The organism is Nonomuraea sp. KM90 (assembly GCF_052246675.1).
In the GTDB taxonomy this organism is placed as follows: Bacteria; Actinomycetota; Actinomycetes; order Streptosporangiales; family Streptosporangiaceae; genus Nonomuraea.
In genome coordinates this window covers 40,439-53,977 of sequence record NZ_JBQQCB010000014.1, presented here as the reverse complement: position 1 = coordinate 53,977, position 13,539 = coordinate 40,439, and the positions used below count along the sequence as shown (strand labels likewise).

Annotated in this window: 9 protein-coding genes; 7 read left to right on the top strand and 2 right to left on the bottom strand. The window is 73.5% G+C overall.

Features of this window, described 5'->3' with window-relative positions; translation table 11 throughout:
* Positions 1-163: 163 nt before the first annotated feature.
* The 5 genes from ACTWPW_RS17760 to ACTWPW_RS17740 are packed head-to-tail and all read left to right on the top strand — an operon-like array spanning position 164 to position 4,881.
* Positions 164-961, top strand: coding sequence for an ABC transporter ATP-binding protein (locus tag ACTWPW_RS17760; RefSeq protein ID WP_375111006.1), 798 nt, complete (start codon positions 164-166; stop codon positions 959-961).
* Positions 948-1,661, top strand: coding sequence for an ABC transporter ATP-binding protein (locus ACTWPW_RS17755; protein WP_443169297.1), 714 nt, complete (start codon positions 948-950; stop codon positions 1,659-1,661). The genes ACTWPW_RS17760 and ACTWPW_RS17755 overlap by 14 nt, the downstream gene beginning before the upstream one ends.
* A gap of 59 nt (positions 1,662-1,720) precedes the next feature.
* Positions 1,721-2,962 carry an ABC transporter substrate-binding protein gene (locus ACTWPW_RS17750; RefSeq protein WP_375111004.1) on the top strand — a complete coding sequence of 414 codons (1,242 nt, stop codon included), beginning with the start codon at positions 1,721-1,723 and terminating at the stop codon, positions 2,960-2,962.
* Between the two features lie 9 nt (positions 2,963-2,971).
* The gene (locus tag ACTWPW_RS17745) at positions 2,972-3,835 is read left to right on the top strand and encodes a branched-chain amino acid ABC transporter permease (RefSeq protein ID WP_364132069.1); all 864 of its coding nucleotides are present in this window, start codon (positions 2,972-2,974) and stop codon (positions 3,833-3,835) included.
* Positions 3,832-4,881: a branched-chain amino acid ABC transporter permease gene (locus ACTWPW_RS17740; protein WP_375111002.1), complete on the top strand. Its 1,050-nt coding sequence runs from the start codon at positions 3,832-3,834 to the stop codon at positions 4,879-4,881. Before ACTWPW_RS17745 ends, ACTWPW_RS17740 begins: the two co-directional genes overlap by 4 nt.
* Here the strand turns inward: ACTWPW_RS17740 and ACTWPW_RS17735 are convergent.
* Together ACTWPW_RS17735 and ACTWPW_RS17730 are read right to left on the bottom strand one after the other, a co-directional pair.
* On the bottom strand, positions 4,793-6,742 hold the full coding sequence (locus tag ACTWPW_RS17735) for a helix-turn-helix domain-containing protein (RefSeq protein ID WP_443169296.1): 1,950 nt from the start codon (positions 6,740-6,742) through the stop codon (positions 4,793-4,795). The genes ACTWPW_RS17740 and ACTWPW_RS17735 overlap by 89 nt on opposite strands.
* A gap of 263 nt (positions 6,743-7,005) precedes the next feature.
* Positions 7,006-7,668: a TetR/AcrR family transcriptional regulator gene (locus ACTWPW_RS17730; RefSeq protein ID WP_375110998.1), complete on the bottom strand. Its 663-nt coding sequence runs from the start codon at positions 7,666-7,668 to the stop codon at positions 7,006-7,008.
* A 242-nt stretch (positions 7,669-7,910) separates the two neighbouring features.
* Here ACTWPW_RS17730 and ACTWPW_RS17725 point away from each other — a divergent pair, with 242 nt between their 5' ends.
* Both ACTWPW_RS17725 and ACTWPW_RS17720 read left to right on the top strand, forming a co-directional pair.
* Positions 7,911-10,958, top strand: a complete 3,048-nt coding sequence (locus ACTWPW_RS17725; RefSeq protein WP_443169295.1) for an FtsX-like permease family protein — start codon at positions 7,911-7,913, stop codon at positions 10,956-10,958.
* A complete protein-coding gene (locus tag ACTWPW_RS17720) occupies positions 10,955-13,537 on the top strand; it encodes an FtsX-like permease family protein (protein ID WP_443169294.1) in 2,583 nt (860 codons plus the stop codon). Before ACTWPW_RS17725 ends, ACTWPW_RS17720 begins: the two co-directional genes overlap by 4 nt.
* Positions 13,538-13,539 lie beyond the last annotated feature (2 nt).

Sequence of the window (13,539 nt, the reverse complement as noted above, 5' to 3'; positions counted from 1 at the left end):
GGCCCGGCCCGAAGCGTCATGGGGACGTCCGATCGCGGATTCGGTGTGTGCCATCGCATATCGGGCCGCCGGAATGTGGAGGCACGTCACCTGGTCCGCCGTCCGGGCCGCCACCTAGCGTTCACGGTGTCCCGGGTCACCTTGTGATGCGTGAGGAGGGTGCATGGGAGGAGGTCCCACGGCAGGCCCGCACGATGCCGGATCCGTCCCCGTCCTGCGGGCGCGGGGGCTGGTCAGGGAGTTCCGCGGCTTCCGGGCCGTGGACGGCGTCGACCTGGACGTGGCCGAGGGCAGCGTGCACGCTCTGGTAGGACCCAACGGCGCCGGCAAGACCACCCTGTTCAACCTGCTCACGGGCTTCCTGAGGCCGACCGCCGGCAGCGTCGTGATCGACGGCCGGAGGGAGCTGGTCGGGCGCAGCCCCGAGGCGATCAGCCGTCTGGGCCTGGCGCGCTCGTTCCAGATCACCAGCCTGTTCGCCGAGCTGACCCCGCTCCAGCACGTGGAGCTGGCGCTGGCGAGCCCGACCGGTCTGGGCTGGCGGTTCTGGCGCTCTGACCGGGCGCTGGCCCACTTCACCGCGCCCGCCGCGGAACTGCTCGCCCGGGTCGGGCTGGCCGGCCACGGTGACGTGCCGGCGGGCTCGCTGTCGTACGGGCGCAAGCGGGCGCTGGAACTGGCGCTCGCCCTGGCGCTGGACCCCAGGGTGCTGCTGCTCGACGAGCCGACGGCCGGGATGGGCGCGGAGGACGTGGAGCGCACCATCGAGCTCGTACGCGCGATCCGCGCGGGCCGCACCGTGGTCATGGTCGAGCACAACATGAACGTGGTCGCCAGCCTCGCCGACCGGGTGACCGTGCTGCAGCACGGCAAGGTGCTGGTCGAGGGGCGCTACGCCGAGATCCGCCGCGACCCCCGCGTCATCACCGCCTACCTGGGGGACTCCGATGTTGCGCGTTGACGGGCTGTCCGCCTGGTACGGCGAGGCGCAGGCGCTGCGCGAGGTGTCGATGCGGGTCGACGAGGGCGAGATCGTCACGCTGGTCGGCCGCAACGGCGCGGGCAAGACCACGCTGCTGCGCTGCCTGATGGGCCTGCACGGCGCGTACGGCAGAACCGCGGGCACGATCACCCTGTCCGACGGCGACATCACCGGGCTCCCCCCGCACGCCAGGGCCCGCCGCGGGCTCGGTTACGTTCCGGACGACCGCGGCATCTTCGCCACCCTGTCGGTGGAGGAGAACCTCACGCTCGCGCCGGTGGGGAAGGCCGGAGGCGGCCCTGAGCCGTGGTCGCTGGAGCGCGTGTACGAGACGTTCCCGCACCTGAAGGAGCGGCGCCGGTCGCCGGGGACGACGCTGTCGGGCGGCGAGCAGCAGATGCTCGTGCTCGCCCGGGTGCTGCGGACGGGCGCCCGGCTGCTGCTGTGCGACGAGCCCACCGAGGGCCTGTCGCCGCTGTTCGTCCAGCGGATCGGCGAGATCCTGCGCGAGGTGCGGGCGGCGGGCACGACGGTGCTGCTGGTGGAGCAGAACGTGCACTTCGCCGCCGCCGTCGCCGACCGCCACTACCTGCTCGCCGAGGGGCGGATCGTCGAATCGCTGGACCGCGACCAGGTACGCGAACGCGAGCACCAACTGCTCGAATACCTCGGAATCTGACGACCGCCACCCCCAGCGACAGAACGGCCGAGCGCCCCGGGAACAGAGGAGATGCCGTAATGAGAATCACGGGCTGGAGCGGCGGGCTGGCCGCCGCGGGGCTGCTGCTGGCCGGATGCGGGGGCGGGCCGGGCGGCGGCGGGGGAGCGATCAGTGACGGCGGGGTGGTGCTGGCCGTGCTGAACGACCAGTCGGGCATCTACGCCGACACCTCGGGCCGCAGCACGGTCGAGGCCGTCAGGATGGCGGTGGACGACTACCGGGCCAAGTACGGCGACAAGGCGGTGGCCAAGAAGGTCGAGGTGGTGGCCGCCGACCACCAGAACAAGCCCGAGATCGCCAACTCCAAGGCGCAGGAGCTCTACGACCGCGAGCACGCCGACGTGATCCTGGACGTGCCCACCTCGTCCGCCGCGCTCGCCGTCGCCACCGTCGCCAAGAACAAGAAGAAGGTGTTCATCGACGTCGGCGCCGCCAGCACCGAGCTGGAGGGCAAGGCGTGCAACAAGTACACCTTCCACTACGGCTACAACAGCTACATGCTGGCCCACGGCACCGGCACGGAGGTGACCAGGTCCGGCGCCAGCAACTGGTACATCGTCTACCCCGACTACGCGTTCGGGCAGGATATGAACAAGACCTTCAGCACGGCGATCCAGGCGGCCGGCGGCGCGGTGGTCGAGGCCGACCCGACCCCGTTCCCCAACGACAACTTCTCCACGTTCCTGCTCAAGGCGCCCGGCCTCGATCCCAAACCGCAGGTGCTCGGCACCATGCACGCCGGCGGTGACCTGGTCAACCTGGTGAAGCAATACAACGAGTACAAGCTGCGCGACAAGGGCGTGCAGCTCGCGCTCGGGCTGCTGGCGCTCAGCGACATCCACTCGCTCGGGCCCGACGCCCTGGCCGGCACCCGCTACACCACCATGTGGTCCTGGAACTTCGACGAGCAGACCCGGGCCTGGGCCGACAGGTTCCAGGCGAAGACGGGCAAGCGGCCGACCTCCAACATGGCCGCCAACTACTCGGCCGGCCTGCAGTACCTGGAGGCCGTGCAGCGCGCCGGCACCGACAACTCCGACAAGGTGGTCGCGCAGCTGGAGGGCCACGCGGTCGAGGACATGTTCGTCCGCAACGGCACCATCCGCGCCCAGGACCACCTGCTGCTGCACGACGCGTACCTGGCGCAGGTCAAGCCGTCCAGCGAGGTCAAGGAGCCGTACGACTACGAGAAGGTCCTCAAGACGATCCCGGCCGCGGAGGCGTTCCAGCCGCAGCCCGACCCGGCGTGCAGGCTGTAGGCGGCCGGAGTGCTCCAGCAAGCGTTCAACGGACTGGTGGGCGGGGCGTTCTACGCCCTGCTCGCCCTCGGCCTGGCCGTCATCTTCGGCATGCTCGGCGTGGTCAACCTCGCCCACGGCGCGTTCTACATGCTCGGCGCCTTCGGGGCGTTCATCGCGCTCGACGCGTTCGACCTGAACTTCTGGGTGTCACTGGCGCTGGTCCCGCTGCTGCTGGGCGTGGCGGGCGCCGTCCTGGAGCGGCTGTTCGTCCGGCGGCTGACGCCGCTCGACCCGCTCTACAACTTCCTGTTCACCTTCGGGCTGGCGCTGATCCTGCAGGACCTGGTGCGGCGGGAGTACGGGGTCAACTCCCAGCCCTACCCCCGGCCGCCCGAGCTGGCCGGCACGGTCGACCTCGGGCTGTTCACCTACCCGGCCTACCAGGTGTTCGTGCTGGCGGTGTCGGTCCTGATGTGCGTCGCGGTGTGGGTGGTGCTCACCCGGACCCGGATCGGGATGATCGTCAGAGCCGCGACCGAGCGGCCCGAGCTGACCCGGGCGCTGGGCATCGACGTCGGCCGCTGGGTGACCCCGGTGTTCGGCTTCGGGATCGCGCTGGCCGCGTTCGCCGGGGTGCTGGCCGCGCCGATGCGCGCGGTCAACCCGCTGATGGGCGCCGACCTGATCATCACCGTCTTCGCCGTGGTGGTGATCGGGGGCCTTGGCTCGGTGTTCGGCTCGGTCGCCGCGGGGTTCGCCGTCGGGCTGGTGTCGGCGCTGGGCAACCTGTACGTGCCCGCGCTCTCCCAGATCACGGTGTTCATCCTGATGGCCGCCGTGCTGCTGTGGCGCCCGGCCGGGCTGTTCGGACGTGAGGAGGCGTACCGGTGATCTTGTCCAGGCTGGCCCGCTCGGGCCGGGGCGGGATCGTGCTCCTGGTGCTCGGGCTCCTCGCCGCCCTCGTGCTGCCGTGGCTGGTCTACCCGCCGGTCGCGCTGGACATCGCCTGCTGGGCGCTGTTCGCCGCGGCGGTGGACCTGCTGCTGGGTTTCACCGGCCTGCTGTCGTTCGGGCACGCCGCGTTCTGGGGCGGGTCGGCGTACTGCACCGGCCTGATCGTGCTGCACGGCGGGGTGCCGTTCCCTGTCGCGATCGTCGGCGGCGCGGTGTTCGCGGCGCTGCTGGCGCTGCCGATCGGCCTGCTGTCGGTACGGCTGACCGGGATCTACTTCGCGATGGTCACCCTGGCCTTCGCCCAGATGATCTATTTCGTGGCCAACCAGTGGCGGGACGTCACCGGCGGGGAGAACGGGCTGCAGGGCATCCCCCGCGAGCTGTTCGGCCTCGACCTGTCCGACCCGTTCTTCTTCTACTACGCTGGCCTGCCGTTCGTGCTGGCCGGGCTGTTCGCCGCCTGGCGGATCGTCCGCTCGCCGTTCGGCCGGGTGCTGGTGTCGATCCGGGACAACCCGGCCCGCGCGCGTGCCCTCGGCTACCCCGTCGAGCGCTACCGGCTGCTGGCCTTCGTCCTGTCCGCCGCGCTGTCCGGGACGGCCGGGGGCGTCTTCGCCATCGGGCACGGCTTCGCCTCGCTCGACGGGCTCTACTGGACCACCTCCGGGCAGGTCGTGATGATGGTCATCCTCGGCGGCATCGGCACGCTGTGGGGCGGGGCCATTGGCGCCGGCCTGGTCGTCCAGCTCCAGGACTTCCTGGCGACCGCCGGGTTCGAGGGGATCGGGATCGTCACGGGCACGATCTTCATCGTGATCGTGCTGCTGTTCCGCCGCGGCATCTGGGGAACGGCCCGCCACCTGGCGGCCTCCCGGCGCGCGGCGCGTCCGCCGCTCAGCCCCGCAGACGGTGCAGGCGGAGAGCCAGCTGGATCTCCAGAGCACGCTCGGGCTCCTGCCAGTCCGCACCCAGCAGGCGACTGACGCGATGCAGCCGCTGGTGGACGGTGTTGATGTGCACGTGCAGGCGCTCGGCGGTCCTGGACGGCCCGCACCTGCTGCTGAAGTACGTCTCCAGCGTCCTGACCAGGGACGTGCCGCGGCGGGCGTCGTAGTCGAGCACCGGGCCCAGCGTCGAGTCCAGGAAACCGCGGGCGTCGCGGTGGGTGCCGATCAGCAGGCCGACGAATCCGAGCTCGCGGGCGTCGGCGCCGTCGTCCAGCCGGTCGAGGGCCAGCAGCGTGTCGGCGCAGCGCCGCGCCTCCCGGTGCGCGGCGGGGACCCCGGTGAGATCGCGGGTGAGATCGCGGATCGGCCCGGCCGCGCCGACGGTCACGGGCGCCGCCAGCGCCGCGCCCAGCTCCTTGGCGACCCGGCGCGCGGTCTCGCCCGGCACGTCCCCCGGCAGCAGCAGGACGATCTCCTCACCGCGGGCCGCCGCCAGCCCGTGTGCCGCCGCCGCGTGCGAGGCCGCCCAGAACGCGGCACGCCCGCGATGCCTGGGCGAGGCGTACCTGGCCGACAGCACCACGTAAGGGGCATCCGCCTCCAGATTCGCCCGGCGCATCCGCGCCTCCAGCGCCGCGGATCCGTCCGCCCTGCCGTCCACCCTGCCGTCCGCTCTGCCGTCCACCCGGCCGTCCAGCAGGTCGTCCAGCAGCTCGCCCTGCACTCGTGCCTCGGCCTCGGCCGCGCTGGACCGCAGCAGCAACAGCAGCGCGGTGACCAGCGCGGCGCGTTCCAGGATGCGCCGGTCGGCGTCGCCGAGCTCCGCCGCGGTGCGTAACACCAGCGTGCCGAGCACCTCGCCGGGGGTCGCGACCGGCGAGATCCACAGGTCGCCGTGCCGGGTCGTGCCGCCCCGGTTGTGGACGGCACCGGCGACGGCCATGACGGCGGAGATCTCGTCCTCGGCGAGCGGCACCTGGTCGCCCGACGTGGCCAGGCAGCGGCCGTCCGCGTCAAGGACGTGCAGCGTTCCGCCCAGCACCTCGGTGACCACCGCGGCCACGTCACCGGCGTCCCCGCCCCTGACGACCAGGGCGGTCATCCGGTCGTGCGCCTGGGCGGCCCGCTCGATCGCCGCGCCGCGCGCCCGGATCCGCCCGTTGACCGCGTCCAGTTCCTCCAGCGCCGTGCGGGTCCGAGCCAGCAGCCGCGCGTTGTCGACGGCCAGGGCCGCGTGCGCCGCCAGCGAGCCCAGCAGCACCGCCTTCTCCGGGGCGAACGGCCGCTCGCTGCGGTTGGCCGCGTACAGCACGCCGATCACCCGGCTGCCCAGCCGCATCGGCACGCCCAGGATCGACACCAGCGCCTCCTCGGCCACCGCCGCGTCGATGTGGGCGCGGTGCCGGAACTGCGGGTCCGCCGCGTAGTGGTCGGTGCTGTACGGCATCGCCGTCTGCGCCACCAGCCCGCCCAGCCCGTCGCCCAGCGGGATCCGCAGCCGCCGGAAGGCCGCCGAGATCGATCCGTCGGTCATCCGCATGCGGGTCTCGCCGCGCTCGTCGTCGTTCAGCGTCACGTACGCGATGTCGGCGTTCAGCAGCCGCCGGGCCCGGCGCACGACCGCCTCCAGGATCGCGTCCAGGTCGCGGAGCGCGGCCAGGTCGCCGGCCAGGTCGAACAGCGCGGTCAGCTCGGCCTCGCGGCGGGCCTGCCGCCGCATGCCGGCGCTCACCCGCAGCGCCGCGAGCTTGGCGGCCTCCAGCTGCGCCAGCGTCTCGGGCGCCGCGCCCGCCGCGCGGGCCGAGACCACCGGCTCCTCGAACTCGACGGGCGCGGCCTCGCGGGCCAGCAGATCGAGGAAGACGTTGCACGATGTGAGGGGTGATCGCACGGTCATCGGTGCATCCGTCCATGTGCGGTGGGTCGGCGCTCCTGCGGTTCGGGGCGCGGGCACGGCATGGTCACGCATGCGGACGAGGAACGGCAGGCCGTCCGCATGAAGTGGTGGTCAGGTCCTGCGTCAGGGCATGCAATGGGGCCTCCAGAGCACAACGGGCAGGGGTCTGATCGGAGTCCGCCGAGGTTACTAAGCGCATAGTCAGGCTGTGAGCGGTCGCTTGTCAACCGGTGACGGGGCTCGGACTGCCCGCCCGCCGCGTCCTAGACGGGGGCGAGCAGCTTCAGCGCGAGGTCGGCGTAGAACTCGCCGAGCTGCTCGGGGGAGTCGGGACCGTCGAGCCGGTACCAGCGGACCAGGTCGATGGTCAGCGACAACATCGCGCGCGTGACCCGCTTGACGTCGACCTTCGCGAACGCCCCGTCGGCCACCCCGCGCGCGACCGCGCCCCTGAAGTACCCGTTGGTCTGGTGGCGCAGCTCCACGATCTCGCCGTAGTGCTCGGGCGTGAGACCGTTCAGCTCCATCTGGCAGACCCGCGCGGTCACGTGGTGGCGGGCGTGCCACACGGTGTACGCCGAGACGATGGCGCGCAGCCGCTCCGCCGAACCGTCCAGGGCCAGGATGGACGGATCGCGGACATGCGCCAGCACCCGCTCATGGCCGGCCCGGATGATCTCGAACAGGACCAGTTCCTTCGACGGGAAGTGGACGTAGAGGGCGGCCGGGCTGAGCCCGACGCACTCGGCGATGTCGCGCGTGGTCGTGGCGTGGAATCCGTTCGCGGCGAAGCAGCGGACCGCCGACGACAGCAGCCGGCGCTGCACCTCCCCCAGGTCCTCTCTCCACAGATCGGGAGAGTGGTCCCGCAGCCGGGAATCGTCCGCCAGGTCCTGCGCGGTGAATCGGGCCTGCCGTCGGGCCATCCGCGATCCTCGCCCCCTCCGACTCCGAGTGCGTGGTCTCGATGCCGCCCGCGCTGCCCACCGGACATGCCGGCCACGATGATCGGTGGCCCGCCGCGAGTCTTGGTACTCACATTCTAGGGCTGACTATGCGCTTAGTCATCGGCCACCGGTGATCACATGCGCGTATCAGGTGCGTCACCGCCCTTGCCGCGATCCTGCCCGCCGCCGAAGGTCTAATCAGCGGGGGAAGGAGGGAAGGAATGCGGGTGCCGCTGGTCGTCAAGCGGGCCCTTGACGAGCCGTTGCTCCTCCTGGCCGCGTTCGGGTCGATCCTGCTGGCGACGACCACGCTGGTGGCGCTGACGATGTACGCCTCCGCCATCGCCGGCGCGGGGGTGCGCAGGGCGATGGAGACGGCCTCGTACCGCCAGACGACCACCACCATCAGCGCCCAGGTCGACGCCACGACCTTCCCGCGGTACGACCGGATGGTGCGCGACGAGCTCGCCGCCACCTATGGAGCGCCGCCGGCCGTCACCACCAGCCTGCGTTCGGACTCGTACGTCATGCCGGGGCAGGACGGCAAGGAGCTGCCCGAGCTGCTGCGGTTCGGCAGCCACGACGGGCTCGACCGGCACGCCCGGCCGGTCGAGGGCAGGTGGCCGCGGACCGGCGGGCAGGCCGTGGAGGCGGCGATCTCGGAGTCGGCGGCCGCGGCCACCGGGTTCGAGCTCGGCGGGGAGTTCGTCACGAAGGCCCGGCTCGACGGGCGCCCGGTCCGGGTCCGCGTCGTCGGCGTCTTCCGGCTCGACGACCCCGTGGGCGAGCGGTGGGCCGGTGAGGAGTTGCTGAGCCGGGGCATGGAGCGCGGCGAGTACACCACGTACGGGCCCCTGATGGTGGCGCAGGAGACGTTCGTCGCGCGCTTCGCCACCAGCGTCAGGGCCGTGTGGGCGGCCGAGCCGGATCTCGGCGCGCTGACGCCCGAGCGGCTGCGCCCGCTGGCGGAGGCCGCCGGCCGGGTGGGCGAACGGCTGTCGGCGGCCGGCTGCGCGACCTGCCTGACCGCCGGCGACCTGCCCGAGCTCCTCACCCAGCTCGACACCGCGTCCCTGGTGGCCCGCTCCACCATGCTGATCCCGGTGCTGCAACTGCTGGTGCTGGCCGGGTACGCGCTGATGCTCACCGCTCGGCTGCTGGCCGACCACCGCCGCATGGAGATGGCGCTGCTGCGCTCGCGCGGCGCGGGCACGGCTCGGCTGGCGGCGCTGGCGGGCGGCGAGGCGCTGCTGGTCGCGGTCCCGTGCGCGGTCGTGGCGCCGTTCCTGGGGCCGCCGGTGCTCGCTCTGATCAGCCTGCTGCCCTGGATCAGGTCCTCGGGGGTGCGGCTGGCGCCGGTGACGGACGTGGGGACGTTCCTGGTCTCGTTCGGGGTGGCGCTGGCCGCGGCCGTCCTGCTGGCGCTGCCGGCCGTGGCGGGCGCGCGGCGCACGTACGTGGAGGAGCAGTCGGCGCGCGGCCGTGGCGGCCGGCGCGGCCTGGTCCAGGGGGCGGGCGCGGACCTGGCGCTGCTGGCGGTGGCCGTACTGGCGATCTGGCAGCTCCAGCGCTACGGCGCGCCGGTCACCGCGACGGCGGCGGGCGGGCTCGGCATCGACCCGCTGATCATCTCCGGCCCGGCCCTGGCCCTGCTCGCGGGCGGCTTGCTGGGGCTGCGGCTGGTGCCGCGCGTGTCGCGGATGGCCGAGCGGCTGACCTCGCGCCGGCCCACCCTCGCCCCCGCGCTGGGCGCCTGGCAGGTCAGCAGGCGGCCGCTCAAGTACGCCGGCCCCGCGCTGCTGCTGACCCTGGCCATCGCGATCGGCGTCGTCTCCATGGCCACCACCTCCACCTGGCAGGCCTCGCAACGCGATCAGGCCGATCACCAGGCGGCGGCCGACCTGCGCCTGTCGGGGCCGTCCGAGGGGCCCGAGCTGGGGGTGCTCGGCCGCGGCACGGCGTTCACGGCGCTGCCCGGCGTCACCGCCGCCTCGCCCGCCTTCCGGGCACCGACCGAGGTGGGCGGCGAGAGCGCGCTGCTTCTCGCCCTGGACGCGAGCCGGTTCGGCGAGCTGTTCCGCCTGCGCCCCGACCTGTCGGCGCGGACGGTCGCGCAGCTGTCCGTGGCCCTCGCCGGCGACCGGGCGGGCCGGCTGGAGCTGCCCGGACGGCCGCGTGCCCTCACCGTGCGGGCCGATTCACCCGCCGCCGTGCCGGCCCGGCTGGTGCTGTCCGACGCGCTGGGCGTGTGGCGCGACCTGCCGCTCGGCGAGCTGCGGGAGGGCGGCAACCGGATCGGGCTCGATCTGGCGCCGCTGGCCGGACGGGCCGGCACGATCGCCTATCCGCTGTCGGTACGCGGCCTCGTGGCGGGCGAGCAGCCCGGGCTGAGGTCGACCGACCTGAGGTTGACCGGGCTGAGCGCGGACGGCCGGGACGTGCCGGTGGCCGGGGCCGTCGCTCATCCGCGTGGCGTGATCGCCTTCGGGCCGTCGCGGGAGCACCGGCCGCTGCCCGTGGTGGTCACCTCCGGCCTGGCCGCCGCTCTCGAGCTGGACGTCGGGCAGGGCGGGTCCGTCCGCTTCGCCGGCCGGGCCCTGCGGATCGAGGTGGTGGGCATCGTGACGAGCATGCCCACGAGCGCCCCGGACCAGCAGGCCGTGCTCGCCGACTGGGAGACGCTGCAGGCGCACGAGCTGGCCGCGGCGCAGCCGTCCCGGCCCGCCACCGAATGGTGGCTCGCCACCGCCGACTCCGCGCCCGCGCGGGAGATCCTCCGCCGCAACCCCCAATGGGACGTGACCACGGTGGACCGGCGGGAGCTGGCGGCCGAGCTGCGCGACGATCCGCTGGCCGCCGCGCTGCAGGGCGGGCTGACGCTGGGGTTCGCCGCGGCGCTGGGGTTCGCGGTGCTCGGGTTCCTGGTGAACGCCGTGGTCGCGGCGCGGGAGCGGCGGGCCGAGTTCGCCGTGCTGCGGGCGCTGGGCGCCGGCTCCCGCCAGGTGTTCGGGATGCTGGCCACGGAGCAGGCGTTCGTCATCGGGCTGTCGCTCGCGTCCGGCACCGGGCTCGCCGTGGTGGTCGGGAACCTGGTGGTCCCGCGGGTCGTACTGACCGGGCAGGCGTCGGCGGTCACGCCCGGCGTGCTGTTCCACCTCCCGTGGGCGGCCGTTGCCGCGATGCTGGCCCTGGTGACGGCGGTGCTGGTCGCGATCGTCGCCGGGCTGGCCCGGCGCATGTGGCGGGGGCAGACCATGGAGGAACGGTGAGAATCCCCCTGGGCGTCCGGGCGCACGCGGGTACGTCGGCGCTGCTCGTCGTGCTGACAGCGGTCGCCTGCCTGCTCGTCGCCGGGCTTCCCAGGACGATGCAGGCGTCGTTCGACGACGCGCTGCGCCGGTCGCTGACCGAGGCCGTGGCGGTGCGGACCGACCTGACCGTCGCCGGGGCTCCGGCCCTGCCCGCCGGTGAGCTGCACTCACGCGCGGAGTTCGAGAGCGGCGACCTCCACTGGCGCCGGCTCATCCCGGCGGCGCTGCGGCCCCTGATCGGGCCCGGCGGCCACCTCAGCGCCAAGACTTACCGCACGCCCGCCGGCGGGACGAGCGGGACCCGGACCTTCGTCAACCTCGGCTGGCTGTCCGACGCCGCCCGGCGCGTGGACTGGGTGCGGGGCCGCGCGCCCGGCGAGCCGTCCACCATGCGGTACCGGGGGGCGACGATCCCGGTCATCGAGGTGGGCGTCGTGGAGGAGGCCGTGGCCCGGATGGGGCTGCGCGTCGGCCAGACCAGGATGCTCGGCGAGAGCGTGCACACGGCCGCCAAGATCGTCGGCGTCTTCCGGGCCAAGGACCCGGCCGACCGCTCCTGGAGCCACGACGCCGACGTCCTGCACGTCACCAGGGTCGTGCCGACGGACGGGCCGGAGGAGCTCCACACCACGACGCTGATGTCGGACGACGGGCTGAGCGCGCTGACCAACAAGGCCCGTACCCTGACCTACCGCTGGGTCCTCCCCCTCGACGGGCGGGCCGCGAGCGCCCTGGAGGTGCCGGACGTCGAAGCCGCGGTCGCCGAGTTCCAGCGGCAGGTGGACGTCCAGGGGACGGGCACCACCGGCTACCGCATGGTCACCGGGCTGCCCCAGTTGCTCGCCGGTTTCCTGGCCGTGCTGTCCGCCGCGCAGACCGTCATGTACCTGGTGCTCGGCGGCCTGTTCGCGGTCGCGCTCGGCGTGATCGCGCTGGCCGGGCGGCTGCTGACCGACCGGATGGAGCGCACGCTGGCCCTGGCACGGGCGCGCGGCGCCGCGCTGTGGCAGGTGGTGGCGGCCGGGGCCGCGCTGACCGCGCTCACGGTGGGGCCCGCGGCCCTTGCCGGGTACGCCCTGTCGTTCCTCCTGCCGGGGCCCGTGCTGCCGATCGTGCACCTCGGACCGGCGGTCGTGGTCGTCATCGCCGTGGCCTCCGCCGTGGTGCGCCTGGTGCTCGCGCATCGCACGCCGCTGCGGGAGCGCCGTGCCGATCTGGTCACCGTCCGGCCGTCCGCGCGGCGGGTGACGGTGGAGGCGCTGGTCGTCGTGCTCGCGTCGGCGGGGGCGTACCTGCTGCGGGCCCGGGGGCCGTCCGGCACCGCGCAGCAGGATCCGTTCCTGCTGCTGATCCCGGTCGCGCTGACGCTCGCGGCCGCGCTGATCACCCTGCGGTGCTACCCGTACCCGCTGCGGCTGCTCGTCCGGCTGGCCGCTCGGCGGCGGGCGGCCGTGCCGTTCCTGGGGCTGACCAGGGCTGCCAGGGAGCGGTCCGTGGGCGCGCTGCCGGTGCTGATCCTGCTGCCCGCGCTGAGCCTGTCGGTGTTCGCCGCGGTGGTCCACGACGGGATCACCACCACGCAGCGGCTGGCGTCCTGGCAGAAGGTGGGTGCGCCGATCAAGCTGACGTCGGTCGCGAACATCCCGCCCGACGCCATCGAGCGGGTCCGCCGAACCCCCGGCGTCGAGAAGGTGGCGCTCGCACTGACGGGCCGGGTGCAGATCGGGGCCACGGGGGAGTGGCCGTACGCCGTCGCCGTGGACCTAGCGCAGTGGCGGCGGGTCAACGAGGACGCGCCCATCAGCCTGCCCGCGCTGTCCGGAGGCACGTCCGCGCTGGTCTCGCCCGCGCTGGGCAGCCGGGGTGCCTTCGAGATCAGGTGGTTGTCACCGGTACGGCTCACCGCCCAGGGCGTGATCGACGCGGTGCCCGGGTTCTACTCCAGCGGGCAGTTCCTCCTCGTGCCGCGGGAGGTGTTGCCCTGGCCCGCGGCCAACACGTTGCTCATCAAGGGCGACATCCCGCCCGCCGAGCTGGCGCGGCTGGTCCCGTCGGCCACCGTCGAGACGCAGGAGGCGGCGCTGGCGGCCATCCGGGCAGACCCGCTCACCGGAACGGTCCGCACGACGATGGTCGTGGTGATGGTGGCGCTGGGTGCGTACGCACTGGTCGCGATCGTCCTGTCGCTGGCCGCCGGGGCGGACGGGCGGGCCAGGGCGGTCTCGCTCCTGCGTACGCTCGGGCTGTCCGACCGGCAGGCCCGGCGGCTGACCCTGCTGGAGCTGCTGCCCGTCGTCCTCGTCACGGCGCCGGTGGGCATGGCCCTGGGCATGGGCCTGCCGGCCGCGCTCGGGCCAGGTGTGGACATGTCCGCATTCGCCGGTGGCCTGCCCGTGGCCGATCACACGCCGGGCCTGCTCGCGCCCGTGGCGCTGGCATCCGGGCTGGGCCTGTGCGCCGTGCTCGGGGCGTACGTGCACACGGCCATGAGCCGCCGCCGCAACCTCGACGCCGCCCTCCGCGTGGGCGACCCCTGACC